The following is a 21,234-nucleotide window of genomic DNA, read 5'->3' as shown; positions in this document are numbered from 1 at the left end:
GGTCCCAAAAAGCGCAGCCTCGATGCGGCGTAGAAGCGGCGCGGGATTTGTTGTTCTCCGGCAGACAGGAAAGCCGAGATTTGATCATCTGGCAAGTTTTTCGTGGCAGGGGCGTAGCGGGGATTGGCCCTTTCACGGGGTGACGGTGGGGGATAAGTTGAACGTCATGAGCAGCGATCCCCGATTCATTCATCTCCGCCTTCACACCGAATACTCCCTGCTGGAAGGGGCCGTGCCGGTCAAGAAACTTGCAGGCCTCTGCGAGAAGGCAAACATGCCCGCCGTGGCCGTGACGGACACCAATAACCTGTTCTCGGCATTGGAGTTTTCGGTAATCGCCTCGGGTGCCGGGGTGCAGCCGATCATCGGCTGCCAGGTTGATGTCGCTTATGATCCGCCCGCGCCGGGAGAGAAACCGCGCGACCCGGCCGCGGTGGTTTTGCTGGCTCAGAACGAGGGCGGGTATGAGAACCTGATGAAGCTCAACTCCTGCCTCTACGTGGACAAGCACGGGGCGCTGCCTTCGGTCACGCTGGAAGAGCTGGAAGAGTTCAGCGTGGGGCTCATTTGCCTGTCCGGCGGGCCGGAGGGGCCGGTGGGGAAGCTCCTATCCTCGGGCCAGCGCCCGAAGGCCGAGGCGCTGATGGCACGGCTGCACAAGTGTTTTGGTGACCGGCTTTATGTCGAGCTGCAGCGCCATCCGGGCGAGGGGGGGAAGACCACCGAAGCCGAACGGGCGACCGAGCGTGGCTTCGTCGAGATGGCCTATCAGATGGGCATCCCCTTGGTCGCCACCAACGATGTCTATTTCCCCAAATCCGACATCTACGAGGCCCATGATGCGCTGATCTGCATCAAGGAGGGCGCCTATGTTGACCAGCAGGAGCCGCGCCGCCACCTGACGCCGCAACACTATTTCAAAAGCCCCGAGGAGATGGTCACACTGTTTGCGGACCTCCCGGAAGCGATTGAAAGCACGGTGGAAATTGCCAAGCGATGCGCGTTTCAGGCCTATCGCCGCGATCCGATCCTGCCCAAGTTCGCCGATGATGAGGTCGAGGAGCTGCGCCGTCAGTCGCGCGAAGGTCTGGCCGCGCGCCTAGCCGTCATCCCCCATGCGGTGAGCGAGGAGGAATACTACAAGCGGCTCGATTTTGAGATGGGTATCATCGAGTCGATGGGTTTCCCGGGCTACTTCCTGATCGTTGCCGACTTCATCAAATGGGGCAAGGATCAGGGCATTCCGGTGGGGCCGGGGCGGGGGTCCGGTGCGGGCAGCCTGGTGGCCTATGCGCTGACCATTACCGACCTTGACCCGCTGCGTTACAGCCTGCTGTTTGAACGCTTCCTGAACCCGGAACGGGTGTCGATGCCCGACTTCGACATCGACTTCTGTATGGACCGTCGCGAAGAGGTGATCCGCTACGTGCAGGAGAAGTACGGGCGCGACAAGGTGGGGCAGATCATTACCTTCGGCGCGCTTCTGTCCAAGGCCGCCGTGCGCGACGTGGGCCGCGTGTTGCAGATGCCCTATGGCCAGGTGGACCGGCTGTCCAAGCTGATCCCGGTCGAGGGGGTCAAACCCGTGTCGATCGAAAAGGCGCTGGCCGACGAGCCGCGCCTGCGTGAGGAGGCTGACCGGGAAGAGGTCGTTGCGCGGCTGCTCAAATATGGCCAGCAGGTCGAAGGGCTGCTCAGGAACGCCTCGACCCACGCGGCGGGTGTCGTGATCGGTGACCGGCCACTGGACCACCTAGTGCCGCTCTACCAGGATCCGCGTTCGGACATGCCGGCGACCCAGTTCAACATGAAATGGGTGGAGCAGGCCGGGCTGGTCAAGTTCGACTTCCTGGGACTGAAGACCCTGACCGTGATCCAGAACGCCGTGGACCTGATCAAGGGTGAAGGGCGCGATATTCACACCGGCCCGGATGGTGCCCAGCTCTATGAGCCGCCAGAAGGTGCGGTGAACGAGATCAACGCGATCCCGCTCGATGACAAGGTCACCTATGACCTCTATTCCTCGGCCAAGACGGTCGCGGTGTTCCAGGTGGAAAGCTCGGGCATGATGGATGCGCTCAGGCGCATGAAACCCACCTGTATTGAGGATGTCGTCGCGCTGGTGGCGCTTTACCGACCCGGCCCGATGGAGAACATTCCGACCTATTGCGAGGTCAAGAACGGGCTCAAGGAGCGCGAGTCAGTGCATCCGCTGATTGACCATATTCTTGAGGAAACTCAAGGCATTATCGTCTATCAAGAGCAGGTGATGCAGATTGCCCAGGTGATGGCGGGCTACAGCCTCGGCGGCGCCGACCTGCTCAGACGCGCGATGGGTAAGAAGATCAAGGAGGCGATGGACGCCGAGCGGCCGAAATTCGTCGAGGGTTCGAAGAAGAACGGCGTCGAACAGAAAAAGGCGATGGAGGTTTTCGACCTTCTGGAGAAATTTGCCAACTACGGCTTCAACAAGTCCCACGCGGCGGCCTATGCGGTGGTCTCCTACCAGACCGCCTGGCTGAAGGCGAACCACCCGGTGGAGTTCATGGCGGGTGTCATGAACTGCGATATTCACCTGACCGACAAGCTGTCCGTCTACGCCGAAGAGGTGCGCCGGGGCCTGGATATCGAGATCATTCCGCCCTGTATCAACCGCTCGATCGAGACGTTTTCCGTCAGCGAAGGGCGCTGCGTCTACGCGCTGGGGGCGCTGAAGAACGTGGGGCTCGAGGCGATGAAACTGGTGGTCGAAGGTCGTCGGACCGATCCCGAGGACCCGAACAGCCCCGACAAGCCCTTCGTGAACCTTTATGACGTGGCGCGGCGTGTGGACCTGAAGCGGGTCGGCAAGCGGCCTCTGGAAATGATGGCCCGCGCGGGCGCCTTCGACGTGCTCGACGACAATCGTCGCCGGGTCTTCGACAGTCTGGACGCACTGGTGAACTACTCGGCGGCGATCCACGAACAACGCGCCTCGGCCCAGGTCAGCCTGTTCGGCGAGGCGGGCGAGGACCTGCCTGAACCGCGCCTGAGCCCGGTGGGCGACTGGCTGCCCAATGAACGGCTGGCGGAAGAACACAAGGCCATCGGCTTCTACCTGACCGGTCACCCGCTGGATGACTACCTGCCCGCGCTGAAACGCAAGGGCGTGCTGACGCTTGATGGGCTGCGCGAGAAGGCCGAGAAGAACGGCGCGGCGGTCGGCAAGGTCGCGGTGATCGTCGGCGGCTTGCAACAGCGCAAGTCGGGCCGGGGCACGCAGTTCTTCCGCATGAATATCTCGGACCCGACCGGGCAGGTCTCGGGCATGGCCCTGTTCCCTGATGATTTCGAAGCGACACGCCGGGTGTTTGACGAGACCCTACAGGTTGTCATGACCCTGGAAGGGCGTTTCAACGAAGGCCAGTTCGACCCGATTGCCCGCTCTGTCGCGCCCATCGACGCGGTGGTGGCGGACGCGGGCGGCATGGCGTTGAACGTGCATGTGGATCGGCCGACCGCGATCGAAGCGGTGGCGAGCCTGCTGGCAAACGCCGCCGAAACCGCGCGTGGCGTGAAACCGGGCGAGGTCAGCCTGACCCTGATGGACCCGACTCTGCCGGGCGAGGTCGACATGACGCTCGGCAAGAGCTTCCCGCTCAATCCGCAGATCAAGGGGGCGATCAAGTCGATCACAGGTGTCGTGCACGTCGAAGAGGTGTGACCAAAACTCTTAAGTAAGAGTTCTGCAAATCTTTTTGAAAAGATCTGGCCCGTCAGTAATGCGGTGGGCGCTCATCCCCCAGGATGACACCGCCGGAGCCTGCCGCCTCGCGTTCGGCTTCACGCGCCATCAGCACCTGCACCCGATGGGCCAGCTTCGACAGTTCCGCATCCTGGCGGGCAATGACGTCTGACAGCTCCTCGACCGTCTTGGTCAGGTGGGCGATCTGTTCTTCCAGGCGGGTTTCGCGTTCCGTATCCATGGCGCATTCCTATACCCTTCCTGATCCATGTCATAGCCCCCCTGTGGCTCACGTGACATCCTTGGGCAAAACGGAGGAGATGATGAAACACCTCACCCTAGCCCTGATCCTGCTGACCAGCCCCGCCCTGGCTTATGACGGTGAACAATACGTGGTCTGCAAGCTGAACCCTGAGGGTGAGAATTTCCTCGCCCTGCGCGCCTGCGCGTCGACCAGCTGCGAAATCATGCAGAAACTGACCCCCGGCACCTTCGTCATCACCATGGAGCCGGAAAGCGCGGACAATTGGCGCGAGGTGATTGTGCAGCGCGGGATCGACGACTGGACCTATTCCGGTCCGAACGGCTGGGTCTATGACAGGTATATTTGCGAAGTTTCCTATTGATCCGCAGCCATTCCTTGCCCATTTGGCCCCCATCCGCTAGACCGCCCGCGACAGTGACCTGAACCCGGACGGACCCATGGCCAAGCAGAAGAAACAGCCCCGGCCCAAGGCGGAAACGCCCAAGGGCTTTCGCGACTATTTCGGCGCGGAGGTGAGCGAGCGCAAACATATGCTCGATCAGATTGCCGGGGTCTATCATCGCTATGGGTTCGACGCGCTGGAAAGCTCAGCCGTTGAGACGGTCGAGGCGCTGGGCAAGTTCCTGCCCGACGTGGACCGCCCGAACGAGGGGGTCTTTGCTTGGCAGGAGGCGGATGACGAGAAGTGGCTCGCCCTGCGCTATGACCTGACCGCGCCGCTGGCCCGTGTCTATGCCCAGCACCGCAACGACCTGCCTACCCCCTATCGCCGCTTTGCGATGGGGCCGGTCTGGCGCAATGAAAAGCCGGGGCCGGGGCGTTTTCGCCAGTTTTATCAATGTGATGCGGATACTGTGGGAACGGCCTCGATGGCCGCGGATGCCGAGATCTGCGCTATGCTGGCCGATACGCTCGAAACCGTTGGCATTCCCCGTGGCGACTACCTGATCCGTGTGAACAACCGCAAGGTTCTAAATGGCGTGCTTGAGGTCATGGGTCTCGACGAAGGCGCGCAGCGTGACGCTGTCCTGCGCACCATCGACAAGTTCGACAAGGTTGGCGAGGCGGGTGTGCGCGAGCTGCTCGGCAAGGGCCGTCTGGATGCTTCTGGTGCCTATATCGACGGTGTCGGGTTGGAAGACGCCCAGGCCGAGCCGGTGCTGGCCTTCCTGACCTCGAAAGGCGCGGATGCGGGCGAAACGCTCGCCAATCTCTCCGCCGCCGTGGGTGACAGCAAGATCGGTGCCGAAGGTGTGGATGAGCTGAAACAGATCGCCGATCTGCTGGCCGCACAGGGCTATGGCCCGGACCGGATTGAGATCGACCCCTCGGTCGTACGCGGATTGGGCTATTACACCGGCCCAGTTTTCGAAGCCGAGTTGACCTTCGAAATCCTGGATGAAAAGGGCCGCCCGCGCCAGTTCGGTTCGGTCGCCGGGGGCGGACGCTATGACGACCTGGTGAAACGTTTCACCGGCCAGGCCGTGCCCGCGACCGGTGTGTCGATCGGTGTCGACCGCCTGCTGGCCGCGCTGCGTGCCAAGGGCCGCATGGGCGGCCAGGCCAAGGGGCCCGTTGTCGTGACCGTCATGGACCGCACCCGCATGGCGGATTATCAGGCCATGGTCGCCGAGCTGCGCGATGCGGGCATCCGCGCCGAGGTCTATCTGGGCAATCCGAAGAACTTCGGTAACCAGTTGAAATACGCGGATAAACGTCGCTCTCCGGTGGCCGTGATCGCGGGTTCGGACGAATTCGAGGCGGGCAAGATTCAGATCAAGGATCTGGTGCTGGGCGCCAAGATCGCCGAAAGCGCCACGCTGGAGGAATGGAAGGAACGCCCCTCGCAATTCGAATGCGCGCGCGGCGATCTGGTCGCCAAGGTGCGCGAGATCATCGAGGCGTCCGATGGCTGACAAATCCACCATCCGGGCAGAGGCCGCCCGCCTGCTGGCGCGTTTCGAACAGGTCGGCGCGCAGGTGATCGAGGCGGATATCCTGCAGCCCGCAGGCACGCTTCTGGACCTCTATGGCGAGGATATCCGCGCCCGCGCTTACGTGACCAATGACCCGGTCATGGGCGAGGCCATGCTGCGCCCTGATTTCACCGTGCCCGTGGTGCAGATGCACATGACAAACGGGGCCGAACCCGCGCGCTATGCCTATATGGGCGAGGTGTTCCGCGCCCAGGAAGAGGCCGCCCATCGGGCGCCCGAGCATTTCCAGGTCGGCTACGAGCTCTTTGAACGCGACAATCCTCCTGCTGCGGATGCAGAGGTGTTTTCCGTGATTTCCCAGTCGCTTGAGGGGCTCGACCTGCGCGCTGCAACCGGCGACATGGGGCTGCTTCTGGCTGCTGTGCGCGGCCTCAAGACCACCGATCGGCGCAAGGCCGCGCTGCTGCGCCACATCTGGCGCCCGCGTCGCTTCCGCGCACTATTGGATCGGTTCTCTGGCCGCGCGCCGCAGCCTGCCGGGCGTGAGGAGATGCTGGCCCAGGCGGATCCGATGGGGTGCGATGCCCCGATGATCGGCCTGCGCTCGCGGTCCGAAATCGCCGCGCGGGTCGAGACCTTGCGGGCCGATGCCGAGGCCGCACCGATCTCGGGGCTTGAGGTCGACCTGCTGGACGACCTTCTGGCCCTGCGCGAGACCAGCCCCAATGTGCTCGACCACCTGCGCGATCTTGCGGTGGATATGCCCTCGATCAGCCTCGCCGTTGACCGGATGGAGGCCCGTCTGGACGCAATGTCTGCGCGCGGCGTGGACGTGGATACGCTGGATTTCGAAGGCTCCTATGGACGCACTTCGATGGAGTATTACGACGGGTTCGTCTTCGGATTCTACGCCGAAACCCGCCCGGATCTGCCCCCTGTCGCGACCGGCGGACGCTATGACGCCCTGACCCGGGTGTTGGGCAAGGGGCGTGAAATTCCTGCAATCGGTGCCGTTATTCGTCCTGAAATGACATTGGAAATTGCACAAATCGGACAAGGGGGCGAAAAATGACCCTCAAACTTGGTGTGCCCTCCAAGGGCCGACTGATGGAAAAGACCTTTGACTGGTTCGGTGCGCGCGGCGTGCGTCTGGCCCGCACCGGATCGGATCGCGAATACGCGGCCGCCGTCGAAGGCGTCGATGGTATCGAGCTCGTGTTGCTCTCCGCGGGGGAAATCCCGCGCGAACTGGCCGCGGGGCGGATCCACCTCGGTGTGACCGGCTCTGACCTGGTGCGCGAGAAGCTTGGCCTGTGGGAAGACAAGGTGGGCGAGCTTGCCACCATGGGTTTTGGCCATGCGGACCTGATCATCGCCGTGCCGAAATGCTGGGTAGATGTGAACACGCTCGACGACCTCGATGCGGTGGCCGCCGCGTTCCGCGCAGAACATGGGTTCCGCCTGCGCATCGCGACCAAGTTCCACCGCTTGATCCGCGACCACCTGCGTGACCACGGCGTGGCTGATTATCAACTGGTCGACAGCCAGGGCGCAACGGAAGGCACGGTCAAGAACGAGACGGCCGAGGCTGTCGCGGACATCACCTCAACCGGCGAGACCCTGCGGGCGAACCACCTGAAGATCCTCGCAGGCCCCCCGGTGCACAAGAGCCAGGCCACCCTGTTCAAGTCGCGCAAGGCAGATTGGAGCGGCGACAACCGCCCGCTCTTGAAAGCCTTGCTGGAACAGCTCGAAATCACCGGCTGATCTCTTTTTTTGCCCCAAGTATCTTGGGGGTCGAGGGCTTGCCGGAAAGTGTTCAGTGGACCGTTTCCCCGAGGAGCGGGCAGAACCCCGGAGCGGGAGCGCCACCGTTCAGGTTCAGCGAATGCCGATATCGGCCAGCGCGGCAGAGAGCTCGTGGGGCAACTCGTCCTCGTCCCGTCGGGTCAGGGTCAGGTCGGCGGGGGCGTCTTGCGGCGTCAGGTACCGCCAGCCTTGAAATGCCCGCCGGGGCACGCTTTCGGTGCGTACCACCTCCTGGCTCATTACGATACCGCAGCGGCGAATTCCGTCCTCGCCGATTACCTCATCCAGCCGCAGCACCCGTTGACGTGCCAGGATGAACCCTTTGAACACCCAATAAAGCGAGCCACCATTCAACAGCTCTGCCTCGCGTTTGGGCCACATGCGGGTGACATGGCGCGGCTCGTATCCCGGGCGCCCCCCGGCGCGAGCGATCTGCCAGGCTTGCAGGTCCTCGACTCGCTCGGCGCCGACGCAGAGTTTGACTAGATTTATGGTGCCGTTTGGCATGTCAGCCCCATATGTTGTGTGGTGGATGTCAAAAATAGCGTCAAATCGTGGGAAAGGCAATTGACGATCACGTGCAGTGACGACTATTGTGGAATGCCCTCACTGCCACATAGGAATCGCCCGCATGAGCCGCTTTGCCGCCCCGATCGCCGAGTCCATCTGGGACATGAAATACCGTTTCAAACAGGCGGATGGCGATCCGATCGACTTGACGGTGGAAGATAGCTGGCGTCGCATTGCGCGCAGCCTGTCGGAGGCAGAGCCGGAGCGTGAGCAGGAGTTCTTCACAGCGCTGGAGGATTTCAAATTTCTTCCCGCAGGGCGCATCACCGCCGGCGCTGGCACCGGCCGCGCCGTGACTTTGTTCAACTGTTTCGTCATGGGCACGATCCCGGATAGCATGTCGGGCATTTTTGACATGTTGAAGGAGGCTGCGCTGACCATGCAGCAGGGCGGCGGGATTGGTTATGATTTCTCGACCATTCGCCCGCGTGGCGCGGATGTGCACGGCGTGGCGGCGGATGCCTCTGGCCCGCTAAGCTTCATGGACGTCTGGGACGCGATGTGCCGCACCATCATGTCGGCGGGCTCGCGTCGTGGGGCGATGATGGCGACCATGCGCTGCGATCACCCGGACATCAACGATTTCATCACCGCGAAACAGGACAGCGCGCGGCTGCGCATGTTCAACCTGTCGGTGCTGGTCACCGATGACTTCATGCAGGCGGTCAAGGACGACGCCGGTTGGGAGCTGAAGTTTGGCGATGTGGTCTATCACACGGTGCAGGCGCGCGATCTGTGGAACAAGATCATGCGCGCGACCTATGATTACGCCGAACCGGGCGTGATCTTCATCGATCGCATCAACCAGATGAACAACCTGAACTATTGCGAGCAGATTGCGGCCACGAACCCCTGTGGCGAACAGCCGCTGCCGCCCTATGGCGCCTGTCTGCTGGGCTCGATCAACCTCGCCCGCCTGGTGGCCGAACCCTTCGAGGATGCCGCGCACTTGGACATCGAGGCGCTGAACGAGTTGGTCACCACCGCCGTGCGCATGATGGATAATGTGGTCGACGCCAGCCGCTTCCCTCTGGAGGCGCAGCGCCAAGAGGCCCAGGCCAAGCGCCGCATTGGCCTGGGAGTGACCGGCCTTGCCGACGCGCTTTTGATGTTGGGGCTGAAATACGGCACCGACGCCGCCGCCCAGCAGACCGAGGTCTGGATGAAGGCCATCGCGCGCGCCTCCTATCTGGCTTCGGTCGAACTGGCCAAGGAAAAGGGTGCCTTCCCGCTGTTCGAGGCCGAGGCCTACCTGAACTCCGGCTCGCTTCAGCATATGGACGACGACGTGCGTGACGCCATTCGTGAACATGGCATTCGCAACGCCCTGCTGACCTCGATCGCGCCGACGGGCACGATCAGCCTCTATGCGGGCAACGTGAGTTCCGGCATTGAGCCGGTCTTTGCCTATGCCTACACCCGTAAGGTTCTGCAAAAGGACGGCACCCGGACCGAGGAAGAGGTCGTGGACTACGCCGTGCAGATGTGGCGCGACAAGTTCGGCGACCGTGAGTTGCCGGATTACTTCGTCAACGCCCAGACGCTGGCGCCCTCGGCCCATGTCAAGATGCAGGCGGCGGCGCAGAAATGGGTCGACAGCTCGATCTCGAAAACCATCAACTGCCCCGAGGATATTTCCTTCGAGGATTTCAAGGACGTCTACCTGCAAGCCTGGGAGACCGGCTGCAAGGGCTGCACCACCTATCGTCCGAATGACGTGACCGGGTCGGTTCTGTCGGTGTCCGAGACCTCCGAGGCAGCGCCGGGCGAAAGCCCCGAACATGTGGGTGGCGACGGCGCGGATGCCGAAGTCATTTACATGTCCGAGCCTCTGGACCGCCCCTCGTCGCTGGAGGGACATACCTACAAGCTCAAGTGGCCCGACACCGAACACGCGATGTATATCACCATCAATGACATTGTGCACGGCGGTCACCGTCGCCCGTTCGAGGTGTTCATCAACTCCAAGAATATGGAGCACTACGCCTGGACGCTCGCGCTGACCCGCATGGTGTCGGCGGTGTTCCGTCGTGGCGGCGACGTGTCGTTCGTGGTCGAAGAGCTGAAAGCGGTGTTCGACCCGCGCGGCGGCGCCTGGGTGCAGGGCAAATACATCCCCTCGATCCTGGCGGCCATCGGCGGCGTGATCGAGCGCCACATGATCGCCACCGGCTTTATCGAGGGCGAGGGCATGGGCCTGAAATCCGACCCGCAGGCCGAGGTCGTGAACCTGGGCACCCCGCGCGGCCCGGCCTGCCCGTCCTGCGGTCAATATGACATGCGCATGGTCGAGGGCTGCATGACCTGCGGCAGCTGCGGCCATTCGAAATGCGGCTGAGCCGGGCCTGATCCTGCGACATATCGACCGATTTGACCCCGCTGCCGGATTGGTGGCGGGGTTTTTCGTTGTTCCGAAAGATCAATCTCCCTAAGGTGGAGTTGAGTGTTGCGTGGCACAGCTTGGCGTATGTGCCATGTGAGGCTTGGTACGGTTGACGATTTGAATTGTTGATTTGAAATCAGATGTTTGCAGCTCCGCTTCCGATGCGGAGAGTTTGAGGAAGGCGCAACCGGCATGATCCGGCTTCGTATTGGCACTTTGGCCCTCATCCTTGGCGTGTTTGCTGCCCTGGCGGGTTATGTCGCCGTTGAATTCGCCGCCCCCGACCGGATGGACAAGGCCGTCCTGCTGGACTTCGATGTGTTCCACCTGGTCGGCGTCTTGATCAGCGAAGGTAACCTTCGTGGCGCCTATGACCCGGCGCAGTTTCTTGAGCGTCAAGCGGCCCTGGCCGGTTTCGATGGCAGCCAGCTGTTCTTCAGCTACCCGCCGCCCTTCGCGATGCTGATTGCCCCGCTTGGTGCGCTGCCAGCTTGGGCGGCTTACCTTCTGTTCATGGGCGGGTCCATGGGGCTGTACCTCTGGGCGCTCAGGCGTTTGGCGGGGCAGGGGTTTCACACCGTTCTGGTTCTGATGCTGCCCCTGATGCTGCTGATCCTGCGTGCCGGGCAGAACAGTTTCCTGACCGGCGGGCTGATGGCCCTGGTCGTGCTTGGGGCCGTGCAGGCCCGTCCGCGTGCAGGGGTGCCCGGTGGCATTGCGCTGGGGCTGATGGCGATCAAGCCACACCTGGCAATCGGCTTCGCACTTTGGGCCGTGGGAGACCGGCGCTGGCGCCTTGTCATCACGGCGCTCTTGATCGTGGCCCTGTTCTCGGCCCTGTCGACGCTGGTCTTCGGAACGCAGGTCTGGACCTGGTTCCTGGGCAGTGCGGCGGCCAGCAGCGAGGCGCTGCGGGCGGGTATCTTCCCCCTGTTCCGCATGACCTCGGTCTATGCCTTTGCCCTATCCATCGGGGCGCCAGTCCTGCTGGCCACGGTGTTGCATCTATCGGTGATCCTGTCAGGCCTTGCCGCCCTGATCTGGCTGCGACGGATCGGAGCGTCGCCAAGGGTTGTGGTCGGCGCGGGACTTTATATCTCGGCGCTGATAAGCCCCTATAACTACGACTATGATCTGGCCATGTTGGCCGGGGCTGCGGCGCTGTTCCTGGACGTCATCGTTCAACAGGCACGGCGGGGCGAGAGGGCGGTGCTGTTTGTCGCGGTCTGGGGATTGAGCCTTTACGGCATGGTCATGACCCTTCTGGCCCCGCAGCTTTCCTTCACGCCGCCGTCTATTGGTGGCCCGACCCTGGTCGGAATCGGGGTGATCCTGCTGCGGCTGCAGCGGCGGGAGGCGGGGCTTGCCCCGATTGCGTTGACGCTCTCCACCCGCCGCGTGCGCCCCTGACCACGGATCAGGTCTCGCGAAAGCGTGGTCCCGAAAAGCGCCGGGTCGGCGTTCCCCGTTCCAGGGTTGCGTGCAGCCGGTGCAACTCCTGTTGCCGTGCCGCGCTGTTCAACGCGGCCTGTGCCTGTTTCAAGGCCGCCAACCTCTCCCGCGCCAGGGCCTTGTTGCGATGCTGCGATCGCCCGTCGCGGACCACCACTGACAGGCCGGTGGCCGGACAAGTGGCCCGCACGGCGCTGTCGGTCGTGTTCTGGTGCTGCCCGCCTGGCCCGCCTGCGCGGAAGGTGTCGAAGCGGATCTCCGCGTGATCCGGCGGCGCGGGCCGGGCAGGGGGCAAGGCAAAGACGCCGATGAACCAGTTCTGCCGTTTGTGCCCGGGGCGAAGCGGGCTGGGGCAGCGCCAGAGTACCGTGCCCAGCCAGCCCTCCGCCAGCCCTTTTGCAGCAGGGCCGTGCAGCGTGACAAGCACCGATTTCGGTCCGTGCCGACCCGCGACTTCAGTCACATCTGCGTCGATCCCGGCGGCCTCGACCTCGACCAGTAGATGGGTCAGGACATGACCCGCCGCCAGTTCGCATTCTCCCGGCCCGTTGCCGGTACTGATCAGAAGCGTTCTGCTCATCGCCGCCCCTCCTGTGCCCGTTTGTAGGTCACGACCGGATGCAAGGTTGCGACCGGCGTCGCCACCCCTGTTGCCTCCAGGTCTGCGACCACCTTGGCGGCGGATTTGTAGGCCTTGGGGGCTTCCTCGATCAGCAGAGCCTTGTCGTCGCAAATCACCCGCCCGCCCAGATCGGTGCGCCTGAGCGCGTCGAGCGCCGAGCGGCTGCCGCCCACGCGCCCGTGCATGGCGCGCCGGTCAAACCGCCGCCCGGCCCCATGCGCGGTGGAGGCCAGCGCCTCATCGGGCGCCTTGCTTGCGTCCATCAGATAGCTCGCCGTGGCCCGCGTGCCAGCCAGCGGCACCAACCCGCCCGCCTGCGCCGCGCCCTTGCGGTGCAGCCAGCCCCCCGCGTGGGGCGTGATCAAGTTGTGCGGGCTGTCGACCACCAACTCCAGATCCGCACGAAGCGCCCGTGCTGCCCGTTCCGCAATGCGCTGCCGGTTCAGCCGCGCCCAGGTCACGGCCTGATCATGGCGGGCCAGATAGGCGGGCTCGTCCAGCGTACCCGTCTGCCAGGCGGTCAGGATCTCGTGGCCCAGTCCGCGTGAGCCGGAATGTACCAGCAGGTAGGCGCAGGAGGCGTCGAGGTCGGGGCGCGTGGTTTCAGTCATTTTCTGCAGCTCGCAGAAATGGTTGCCACCCCCGACCGTGCCCAGGGCGTCAGCAAAGAGGTCGGTGGGCAGGCCCGCCGCCTCCAAGGCCTCTGCGCCGTCTTCGGGCGGTGCGCCCAGGGCCCGCAACCGTTCTGCCGCCTTGTCCGGCTTGACCTTGCGCGCGGGCAGGTCGAGCTGGAACAGCGCCATGCCGCAGCCAATGTCGCCGCCCGCCAGTAGCGGGTGTACGCGATCCGCCAGAATCGTGCAGCCCACCGGGCCGTGACGCCCGGGATGCAGGTCGGGAAAGGCGGCCATGGCGCGCACGCCGTCCAGCGCGGCCACGTGTTTCAGTTGATCCTCGGCCCGGGTGTCGATCCAGGCGTCGGAGGTGAAGAAATGTCGGATCACGCCCGCGCCATCATCATAGCGCGCAGGCTTGTGACCCATGGGGGTATTGCCCATGTGTTCGTCCAATCGGTTCGATTTTGGATGTGGCCGTTTATAGCCGGTCGGACCTGGGCTGATGCCTACGCGATCAGGCTTTGGTCGCACCCCGAAGGGCAGGGCGAATGTCGGTCATGGCGATGCTCCTTCTTTGAGGGGTGAATTGGACCCGTATGGGCGGTGTGATGGCGAGATAGGCGCGGGGCCTGCGCCGATCAACCGGGGCGGGCAGGGGCCGCCCCGGCCTGTTGCGAATGGGGCACAGATGGTGCCGTGCGGGGTTACCTCCACATGGTGCAGAGCTTCTGCCGCCCATCAACCGAACGCAGGGCAATGGCGTTGGCACGGCTGGCCGTGAGGAAATCCGTTATCCGTTCGGCATTGGCGCGCGGCACCCAAACGCGGTAATTGCCGCAGAAATCGATGTAGAGGCAATAGCTGGGCGCCTGTTCGGCGCAGCTGCCTTCACTGTCCCACCCCCAGCCCTGGGAATGCACCAGCACCATGCGGTTGCTGTGGTCGCGTTCGCCGAAGTCGATCAAATAGGCCGGGTTGCCTGCCAAGGCTGGGGTGGCCAGAAGCAGGGAGGCGGTGAAGAGTAGATGTTTCATATCAGGGTCCTGTCTTGAATGTCTTGACAGGACCAAGGGACCGTGCCGCTGGCAACGCGGCCAACGGTCGCGTGACGCAAGGTGACCTATAGCGCGTCAAGCGAGGCCTTCAGCGCCTCCCATAGCTCCTCGACCGGTTCGCCCCCCACAGACAGGCGCACGAAGCCCGGCGCCACGTCGTCCCCCCAACGGGCGCGGCGCTCGGCGGAGCTGTGCACGCCCCCGAAACTGGTGGTGGGGCGCAGCAGCGGGCAGGCGTTGATAAAGCGTTCGGCCGTGGCCTCGTCTTTCAGTGTCAGCGAGATCAGGAACCCCATGCGCGTCATCTGTTGGCGGGCGAGGTTGTGGGACGGGTCACCGGGCAGGCCTGGATAACGCACCGTTTCGGCCGCCGGGTGGTCTGCGAGCCGTTCGGCGATCACTTGGGCCGAGCTGCACATGCGATCAAACCGCACCTCCAGCGTTTCCAACCCGCGATGGGTCAGCCAGGCCTCCTGCGGGCCGGGGATCGCACCCGAGACCATGCGCCAGGTCTCGACCCGCTCCAGCAGGGTGGCATTGCGGGTGGCGACATGCCCCATCAGCACGTCCGAATGCCCGCCGGGTGATTTCGTGTCTGAGGCGACGACCATGTCCACGCCCAGGTCCAGCGGGCGTTGCCCCAGGGGGGTCAGGGTTGTGTTGTCGCAGATGGTAATCCCGCCAAGCCGTCGCACCTCGGCGGCGATGCTTGCCATGTCGATGACGTCCAGCCCCGGGTTTGAGGGGCTTTCAAGGAAGACCACGTCAAAGCCCGCAAATCCCCCTTCGCTGAAACCGGCGGTCGGGCGTTCGCTTACTTCGACGCCGAGGACTGCCAGAAACTCTGCGGACAGGACACGTGTCACGTAATACCCGTCCGAAGGGATCAGCAGTCGGGATCCTGCCTTGAGCGTGGCAAACAGCGCGGCGGAAATGGCGCCCATGCCGGAGGGGAAAATCCGGCAGGGGGCGGCCTCAAGATGGGCCAATGCGTGTTCCAGCGCCTCCCAGGTCGGATTGTGGGACCGGCCATAGCCCGGCCCCTCCGGCGTGCCGGGCTGGTGAAACATCGAGCTTTGCACCAGCGGCAGGGCAATCGGGTCGCCACGCTCCAGCGCATTGCCGCGCAGGTGGAGCAGATCGGAGAAACGGGGCGGGGTGCGGGTCATGGTGGCATCCTGTCTGGGCGTGGTCTTGCGCCCAGAGGTGCCACGAAATAGCCCCAATTGCGAGGGGCTTGAAGCGGGTCTGTTGCGCCGGTGCACTAGGCCGCAAAACGGTTAACGGATAGTATACGCGGGCCGGGGGGCAGTGAATTGGGATTGGGATAAAGATGCGCGCATTCGCCCTGGCCTTGGCCGTACTGACCTGTTTTGCCCAGCCATCGCAGGCGGGTGATCGGGTAACCTTGGGCTTTGGTCGCTTGTTTTCAAACGATTACCTCGGGGACAACCATGACCGCTGGCGCACCGGGGCCTATGTGGTCAGTTGGCTGCGTGGTCCGGCAGGTACGGATACACGTGGCGAATTCGGCGAGGTGCTGGAGTACCGGTTCGGTGCTGCAATGATCACCCCGGCCAGCCTGACCGCCCCTGCGGCGGACGACCGACGCTACGCGGGCATCCTGTCCTTTGGGCTGCACAGCCATTTCACCCGTGGCGCGCTGGAGCTGTCCACTGGCATGGACCTGGTGCTAACCGGCCCGCAGACCGGGATCAGCGGCTTTCAGGAAGAGATGCACAAGCTGTTCGGTGCCACCATGCCGGACCCCGCCGTGCTGGCCAACCAGATCCCGGATCGGGTCATGCCCACCGCAGTGGTCGAAGCCGCGCACCCCTTTGCGCTGAGCCCATCCACGACCCTGCGTCCCTTTATCGAAGCCCAAGCCGGGGCCGAGACATTTGTGCGCATTGGAGGCGACGTGTTGATCGGTGCCGGTTTTACCCAGGGCCTGGTGATGCGCGATGGCACCACCGGCATGCTCTACCAGGGTGCACGCGGGCAGATGGGCACGGGCCTGTCCTTTCTGCTGGGCGCAGATGTCGCCCATGTCAGCCATTCTGCTTACCTGCCCGCCTCGGATGGCCATGAGCTGACCGATATGCGCGCACGGGCACGGGCTGGGGTTCAATACCGTGGCGAACGGTTCGGCGCCTTCTATGGTCTCACCTGGCTGGGTGAGGAATTCGAGGCGCAGCCGACCGGGCAGGTATTGGGCTCGATCAATATTCAGCTCAATTTCTGATGGAAACAGCCCGAAAAAAGGTTAAAGCGCCCTCTTCCCAGGGTGATTCGGTCGTGCTAACCTGTCGGCAATAAAAAACAAAATGGCAGGCATACAGGCATGATGACGGGCTCTCACGGCACGTTTGTCATCTCGTGGTCGCAGACAGAAGTGGACGGTTTGACCGGCGCGCCGATGCACGCGTTGGGCGTGGGCGCAAGCTGGCGCTGGGCAGGCAAACCCGTGCGGGTGGACGGCCCGCGTGAAGTCCTTCTTCTGGAGCAGGCCAGCGGAGAGGCGGACCTTCGCAGGCGCGCCGCGCGCGCGGTACACAAGCTGGTGGGCGCAGCCCTGCGCCCCGGGCTTCCCCCGGAAACGGTCGAGGTCGATGACCCATTGCTCAACGTGGGCTTTCAGGTCACGGATGGGCGGTCGAGCTACACGGTCACGGTGATCAATGTCAGCCCAGGCACGCCACCGCTGTTGATGTTCCTGGGCGATGTGCCCCCGGCCAATACGGACCTGTGGGTGGTGCAGGCAACGATGCAAGCGAGCGCCGTGAACCGCCTGACCGACCAGCCGACCGGTGTGATCTGTTTCACCCCTGGAACGCGCATTCGCACCGCTGATGGCGACGTTCCGGTCGAGCACCTGTCCGAAGGCGACCGCATCCTGACCCGCGACAATGGCCCGCAGGAGCTGCTGTGGATCGGCCACCGCCGGATCAGCGGCGCGCGGCTCTATGCCATGCCGGAACTGCGCCCGGTGCGCATTCGTGCGGGCGCCCTAGGGGTTGATCGGCCCGATGGTGACCTGATCGTCAGCCCGCAGCATTCCATGCTGATCACCGGCCCCAAAGCCCAGGCGCTGTTCAACACGCCCGAGGTGCTGGTGGCCGCGCAGGATCTGATCGACGACCGCCGCGTGCATGTGGACCATTCCCTGCGTGAAGTGACCTATGTGCACCTACTGCTGGAGCGCCACGAGGTGGTCTGGGCCAATGGTCTGCCGACTGAAAGTTTCCACCCGGCCCTGGCCGCGCTGGACGCGGTCGATCCGGGCCAGCGCGCGCGTCTGGTCGAGAAGTTTCCTGAACTGGACTATGACCCGGCGGCCTATGGCGACTATGCGCGGCGTATCCTGACACGGCCGGAAGCGGCGATCATGCAGGCGGGCGTGGCCTGAGCCTGAGTTTTCTGCCGATCACCGGACATCCTCCTGACAGAAGGCTGTCAGGAGGGCTTTGTTATCACCCTCTCAAACAGTCCTGATCTGGAGAGATGATGTGATCCATATTGAACGAAGCCTGGTGATTGATGCGAGCCCCGACGCGGTCTGGGAAGTGCTTGGCCGGTTCATGCATATTGACGAGTTTGCGCCCTTCGTGGTCTCGGTTGATGCGCTGACCCCGGGGGCGGACGGGCTCGGTTCGATACGGCGCTGCAACTTCGACAATGGCAGTTCGCTGGTTGAAGAGGTGATCGACTGGCGCCCAGGCCAGAGCTACCGCATACGTGCGTCTGAATTCGGACCGATCCCGATGACCACCGCCACCGTTGATATCAAGCTGCAGCCCATGGGACCGGCGCGGACCCATGTGATCTGGGCGATGGATTGCCAGATGAAATATGGTCCCGTCGGTTGGTTGATGGGCCAGACCCTGGTGAAACGGCCGGTGGGCAAGGTGTTGGAGGCGAACCTGGCGGCGCTGGGTGCGAAGGTTTGCGGCACGCGCAGCGCGGCCTGATCGACTGGCACCTGTCCAAGCGTTGGTGTAGGACGGGGCAACACGGAACCGGCCCGGCCAATTTCGCCCTTTGTATCCAACCCGTGTTGACTCCCCCGCCCGACCCGCTATAAGCGCGGCTTCATTGGTGTTGGTGGCCCCCGCAAGGGGATGCCTGTCATGGGGAGACCCAAGAGGACAACGCCCTTATCAACCGGCACGAAGCCAGTTCGGGTTCGGTTCGCACAACGGCGCCATCGCAGATGCGATGTCAGCCCGAAAAGTGGGAACCGGTTTTCGGATCAGCTGACATGCCAACATAAGGAGATCAGCCGTGACCAAACGCACGTCTGCCAAGTACAAAATCGACCGCCGTATGGGCGAAAACATCTGGGGTCGCGCCAAATCCCCGGTCAACCGCCGCGAATACGGCCCCGGCCAGCACGGCCAGCGCCGCAAGGGCAAGATGTCGGACTTCGGTCTGCAGCTGCGCGCCAAGCAGAAGCTGAAAGGCTACTACGGCGACCTGACCGAAAAGCAGTTCCGCCGCATCTACGCCGAAGCCGAGCGTGTGAAGGGCGACACCGGTGAAAACCTCATCGGTCTGCTGGAGCGCCGCCTGGACGCCGTCGTCTACCGCGCCAAGTTCGTGCCGACCGTCTTCGCCGCCCGCCAGTTCGTGAACCACGGCCACGTGACCGTGAACGGCAAGCGCGTGAACATCCCGTCCTACCGCGTCAAGGAAGGCGACGTGATCGCCGTTCGCGACAAGTCCAAGCAGCTGGCCGTCGTGCTGGAAGCCGTGGGCCTGGCCGAGCGTGACGTGCCCGACTACGTCGACGCCGACCACTCGAAAATGACCGCCACCTTCACCCGCACCCCCGGCCTGTCGGACGTGCCCTACCCGGTGATGATGGAACCGAACCTGGTCGTCGAATTCTACGCGAAGAACTGATCTTCGCCGACCTGTCGAATTCTCGAAAAGGGCTGCCTGCTGGCGGCCCTTTTTGCATTCATACTTTCCTAACCCTGTACGGGCAGTCTGGTGATGTGTGTCCGCAGGAGCGATGGATGAACCTCTATCATTGCATGATTGATCTGAAGAACGACGCCCAGGCGCTGAACTTCGCCCTGGCGGTCGAGGAGTGGATGGAGCACCTGAAAAGCCACGGTAAGATCCACCGCTGGCAGCTTCTGCGCAGCAAGTTGAACCTGGCCTCTGACGCCCATCGCGATTTCATTCTGGCGGTGGAGGTCTCGGGCCTGGATCAGTTGGAAGCGCTGTTCCAGCACGTGTGCAGCTCCTCAGATGAGGTCGAGCGGCTTCACAGCCGGGTGCACGGCATGATCGACACGGTGGAGTTCGGCCTCTATCGCCTCTACCCGGACCCAACGCGGGTGGAGCGTGCTGCAATTCTGTGACTTTTCACGGTGTCTCAAATGTCCTAAAGCCTGGGCCAGTCATTGACGGAGGGGCATATGTCGAACGGGATTGAGCGGGCATTTGAAAAGGGGCTGTTTGCCTCCCGCTGGCTGCTGGCGCCGATGTATGGGGGGCTGGTGCTGGCCCTGGGTTTGCTGGTGATCGTCTTTGCCCGTGAGCTGCTCTATTACCTGCCCCAGGCCATGCAGCTGACGGCGGACAAGTCGATCCTTGTGGTCTTGACACTGATCGACCTGACCCTGGCCGCGAACCTTCTGGTGATCGTGATCTTTTCTGGCTACGAAAGCTTCGTGTCCAAGCTGGACGTCGAAACGGGCGAGGATCGGCCCGGCTGGATGGGCAAGGTCGATTTCGGCGGGCTGAAGATGAAGCTCATTGCCTCGATCATCGCGATTTCAGCCATCCACCTGCTGAAGCGTTTTATGGAAATCGGCAAGACCGACGGGATTTCCGAGACCGAGATGCTGTGGCTGGTGGTGTTCCACGGCACGTTCATCGTCTCGGGCGTGCTGATGGCGCTGATGGATTGGCTGGGGGCGCTGGGCGCACGGGCGCGCAAGGATTGATGGGGGCGGCGCTCAGATACAGCGTCCGCCGTCTACTTCCATCGCCACGCCGGTGACCATGCCGGCTTCGTCCGAACACAGGAAACAGGCCGCGTTGCCCATGTCCTCGGGGGTCGAGAAACGCCCGATCGGGATGGTCGACAGGAACTTCGCGCGCATCTCCGGCGTGTCTTCCCCCATGAAGCTGGACAGCAACGGTGTTTCGCCCGCGACCGGGCAGATCGCATTGACCCGCACGCCGTGAGGCGCCAATTCCACCGCCATGGTCTTGGTTGCGGTGATCATCCAGCCCTTGGAGGCATTGTACCAGTTCAGCTTCGGCCGTGGGCTGAGCCCGGCGGTGGAGGCGACGTTCAGGATCGCGCCCGTGCCTGCCGCTTTCATGCCGGGCACGAAGCTGCGCGCGGTCAGGAAGACCGATTTCGCGTTTACAGCCAGAACTCGGTCAAAAGCTTCTTCGGTGACATCTTCCATCGGGGTCGGCAGGTGGGTGATGCCCGCGTTGTTGACCAGGATGTCCAAGGTGCCGAATGTCTCCTGCGCTAGGTCCGCCATGGCTTCGACACTGGCGCGGTTGGACACGTCCACGGTACAGGCGATGCCACCGACCTCCGCGGCCATCTTTTCCGCCGCTTCCCCGTTGAGATCCGCCACCATGACCCGCGCGCCTTCGGCCGCGAACTTGCGCACGATACCTGCGCCGAACCCTGATCCGCCCCCGGTCACGATCGCCGTCTTGTCCTGAAGTCTCATGGCATCCTCCTGTGGTTGATCCGAGTGTGAGGGGCGGTTCGGCCAACCGCAAGTGGGACCAAGACTTTTCTGAAAAGTCTTGGCAAA

General features: G+C 63.4%; 20 protein-coding genes. 13 read left to right on the top strand and 7 right to left on the bottom strand.

The genetic code is table 11. From position 1 onward, the window contains the following. Positions 1-166: 166 nt before the first annotated feature. Positions 167-3,703: a DNA polymerase III subunit alpha gene (gene dnaE, locus ACO07D_RS01795; RefSeq protein ID WP_421701220.1), complete on the top strand. Its 3,537-nt coding sequence runs from the start codon at positions 167-169 to the stop codon at positions 3,701-3,703. A gap of 52 nt (positions 3,704-3,755) precedes the next feature. Here dnaE and ACO07D_RS01790 read toward each other — a convergent pair whose 3' ends face one another. Next, entirely contained in the window at positions 3,756-3,965 is a 210-nt protein-coding gene (locus ACO07D_RS01790; RefSeq protein WP_421701219.1) for a SlyX family protein, read from the bottom strand. Between the two features lie 82 nt (positions 3,966-4,047). Between ACO07D_RS01790 and ACO07D_RS01785 the strand changes: the two genes are divergently transcribed. The 4 genes from ACO07D_RS01785 (at position 4,048) to hisG (ending at position 7,693) form a co-directional block, all read left to right on the top strand. Continuing rightward, positions 4,048-4,350, top strand: a complete 303-nt coding sequence (locus tag ACO07D_RS01785) for an SH3 domain-containing protein (protein ID WP_421701218.1) — start codon at positions 4,048-4,050, stop codon at positions 4,348-4,350. Positions 4,351-4,426: 76 nt separating this feature from the next. Then, positions 4,427-5,905: a histidine--tRNA ligase gene (gene hisS, locus ACO07D_RS01780; protein ID WP_421701217.1), complete on the top strand. Its 1,479-nt coding sequence runs from the start codon at positions 4,427-4,429 to the stop codon at positions 5,903-5,905. Then, the gene (locus tag ACO07D_RS01775; RefSeq protein WP_421701216.1) at positions 5,898-6,998 is read left to right on the top strand and encodes an ATP phosphoribosyltransferase regulatory subunit; all 1,101 of its coding nucleotides are present in this window, start codon (positions 5,898-5,900) and stop codon (positions 6,996-6,998) included. The genes hisS and ACO07D_RS01775 overlap by 8 nt, the downstream gene beginning before the upstream one ends. Beyond that, positions 6,995-7,693: an ATP phosphoribosyltransferase gene (gene hisG, locus ACO07D_RS01770; RefSeq protein ID WP_421701215.1), complete on the top strand. Its 699-nt coding sequence runs from the start codon at positions 6,995-6,997 to the stop codon at positions 7,691-7,693. The genes ACO07D_RS01775 and hisG overlap by 4 nt, the downstream gene beginning before the upstream one ends. Positions 7,694-7,807: 114 nt before the next feature. Here hisG and ACO07D_RS01765 read toward each other — a convergent pair whose 3' ends face one another. Further along, positions 7,808-8,242: a DUF1489 family protein gene (locus tag ACO07D_RS01765; RefSeq protein ID WP_421701214.1), complete on the bottom strand. Its 435-nt coding sequence runs from the start codon at positions 8,240-8,242 to the stop codon at positions 7,808-7,810. A gap of 124 nt (positions 8,243-8,366) precedes the next feature. On the opposite strand from ACO07D_RS01765, the gene ACO07D_RS01760 reads away from it, so the two are divergent. Next, positions 8,367-10,643 carry an adenosylcobalamin-dependent ribonucleoside-diphosphate reductase gene (locus ACO07D_RS01760; RefSeq protein ID WP_421701213.1) on the top strand — a complete coding sequence of 759 codons (2,277 nt, stop codon included), beginning with the start codon at positions 8,367-8,369 and terminating at the stop codon, positions 10,641-10,643. Positions 10,644-10,880: 237 nt separating this feature from the next. Then, positions 10,881-12,098 (top strand): glycosyltransferase family 87 protein, encoded by a 1,218-nt coding sequence (locus ACO07D_RS01755; protein WP_421701212.1) that lies wholly within the window; start codon positions 10,881-10,883, stop codon positions 12,096-12,098. A 7-nt stretch (positions 12,099-12,105) separates the two neighbouring features. On the opposite strand, the gene prfH is transcribed toward ACO07D_RS01755, so the two are convergent. From prfH to ACO07D_RS01735, 4 genes are all read right to left on the bottom strand, one after another. Beyond that, positions 12,106-12,720 (bottom strand): peptide chain release factor H, encoded by a 615-nt coding sequence (prfH, locus tag ACO07D_RS01750; RefSeq protein WP_421701211.1) that lies wholly within the window; start codon positions 12,718-12,720, stop codon positions 12,106-12,108. Next, positions 12,717-13,820, bottom strand: coding sequence for an RNA ligase RtcB family protein (locus tag ACO07D_RS01745; RefSeq protein WP_421701210.1), 1,104 nt, complete (start codon positions 13,818-13,820; stop codon positions 12,717-12,719). The genes prfH and ACO07D_RS01745 overlap by 4 nt, the downstream gene beginning before the upstream one ends. A 263-nt stretch (positions 13,821-14,083) precedes the next feature. Then, positions 14,084-14,413 (bottom strand): hypothetical protein, encoded by a 330-nt coding sequence (locus ACO07D_RS01740; RefSeq protein WP_421701209.1) that lies wholly within the window; start codon positions 14,411-14,413, stop codon positions 14,084-14,086. Between the two features lie 86 nt (positions 14,414-14,499). Further along, the gene (locus tag ACO07D_RS01735) at positions 14,500-15,603 is read right to left on the bottom strand and encodes a cystathionine gamma-lyase (RefSeq protein ID WP_421701208.1); all 1,104 of its coding nucleotides are present in this window, start codon (positions 15,601-15,603) and stop codon (positions 14,500-14,502) included. A gap of 164 nt (positions 15,604-15,767) precedes the next feature. Between ACO07D_RS01735 and ACO07D_RS01730 the strand changes: the two genes are divergently transcribed. The 6 genes from ACO07D_RS01730 to ACO07D_RS01705 all read left to right on the top strand — a co-directional run bounded on the left by ACO07D_RS01730 (position 15,768) and on the right by ACO07D_RS01705 (position 20,394). After that, positions 15,768-16,679 (top strand): lipid A-modifier LpxR family protein, encoded by a 912-nt coding sequence (locus ACO07D_RS01730; RefSeq protein ID WP_421701207.1) that lies wholly within the window; start codon positions 15,768-15,770, stop codon positions 16,677-16,679. A gap of 99 nt (positions 16,680-16,778) precedes the next feature. After that, a complete protein-coding gene (locus tag ACO07D_RS01725) occupies positions 16,779-17,843 on the top strand; it encodes a Hint domain-containing protein (protein WP_421701206.1) in 1,065 nt (354 codons plus the stop codon). A 100-nt stretch (positions 17,844-17,943) separates the two neighbouring features. Continuing rightward, positions 17,944-18,405 (top strand): SRPBCC family protein, encoded by a 462-nt coding sequence (locus ACO07D_RS01720; protein WP_421701205.1) that lies wholly within the window; start codon positions 17,944-17,946, stop codon positions 18,403-18,405. A gap of 313 nt (positions 18,406-18,718) precedes the next feature. Further along, positions 18,719-19,339, top strand: a complete 621-nt coding sequence (rpsD, locus tag ACO07D_RS01715; protein ID WP_421701204.1) for a 30S ribosomal protein S4 — start codon at positions 18,719-18,721, stop codon at positions 19,337-19,339. Positions 19,340-19,455: 116 nt separating this feature from the next. Then, on the top strand, positions 19,456-19,806 hold the full coding sequence (locus ACO07D_RS01710) for a DUF6614 family protein (protein WP_421701203.1): 351 nt from the start codon (positions 19,456-19,458) through the stop codon (positions 19,804-19,806). Positions 19,807-19,863: 57 nt separating this feature from the next. Continuing rightward, a complete protein-coding gene (locus tag ACO07D_RS01705; protein ID WP_421701202.1) occupies positions 19,864-20,394 on the top strand; it encodes a TIGR00645 family protein in 531 nt (176 codons plus the stop codon). A 12-nt stretch (positions 20,395-20,406) separates the two neighbouring features. On the opposite strand, the gene ACO07D_RS01700 is transcribed toward ACO07D_RS01705, so the two are convergent. Beyond that, complete coding sequence (locus ACO07D_RS01700) at positions 20,407-21,147, bottom strand: glucose 1-dehydrogenase (RefSeq protein WP_421701201.1); 741 nt, start codon at positions 21,145-21,147, stop codon at positions 20,407-20,409. Positions 21,148-21,234 lie beyond the last annotated feature (87 nt).

The organism is Aliiroseovarius sp., assembly GCF_965228805.1.
Taxonomy (GTDB): Bacteria; Pseudomonadota; Alphaproteobacteria; order Rhodobacterales; family Rhodobacteraceae; genus JASBTN01.
Note: the sequence above shows the minus strand (reverse complement) of the source record. Positions and strands in the feature narration are given on the sequence as shown.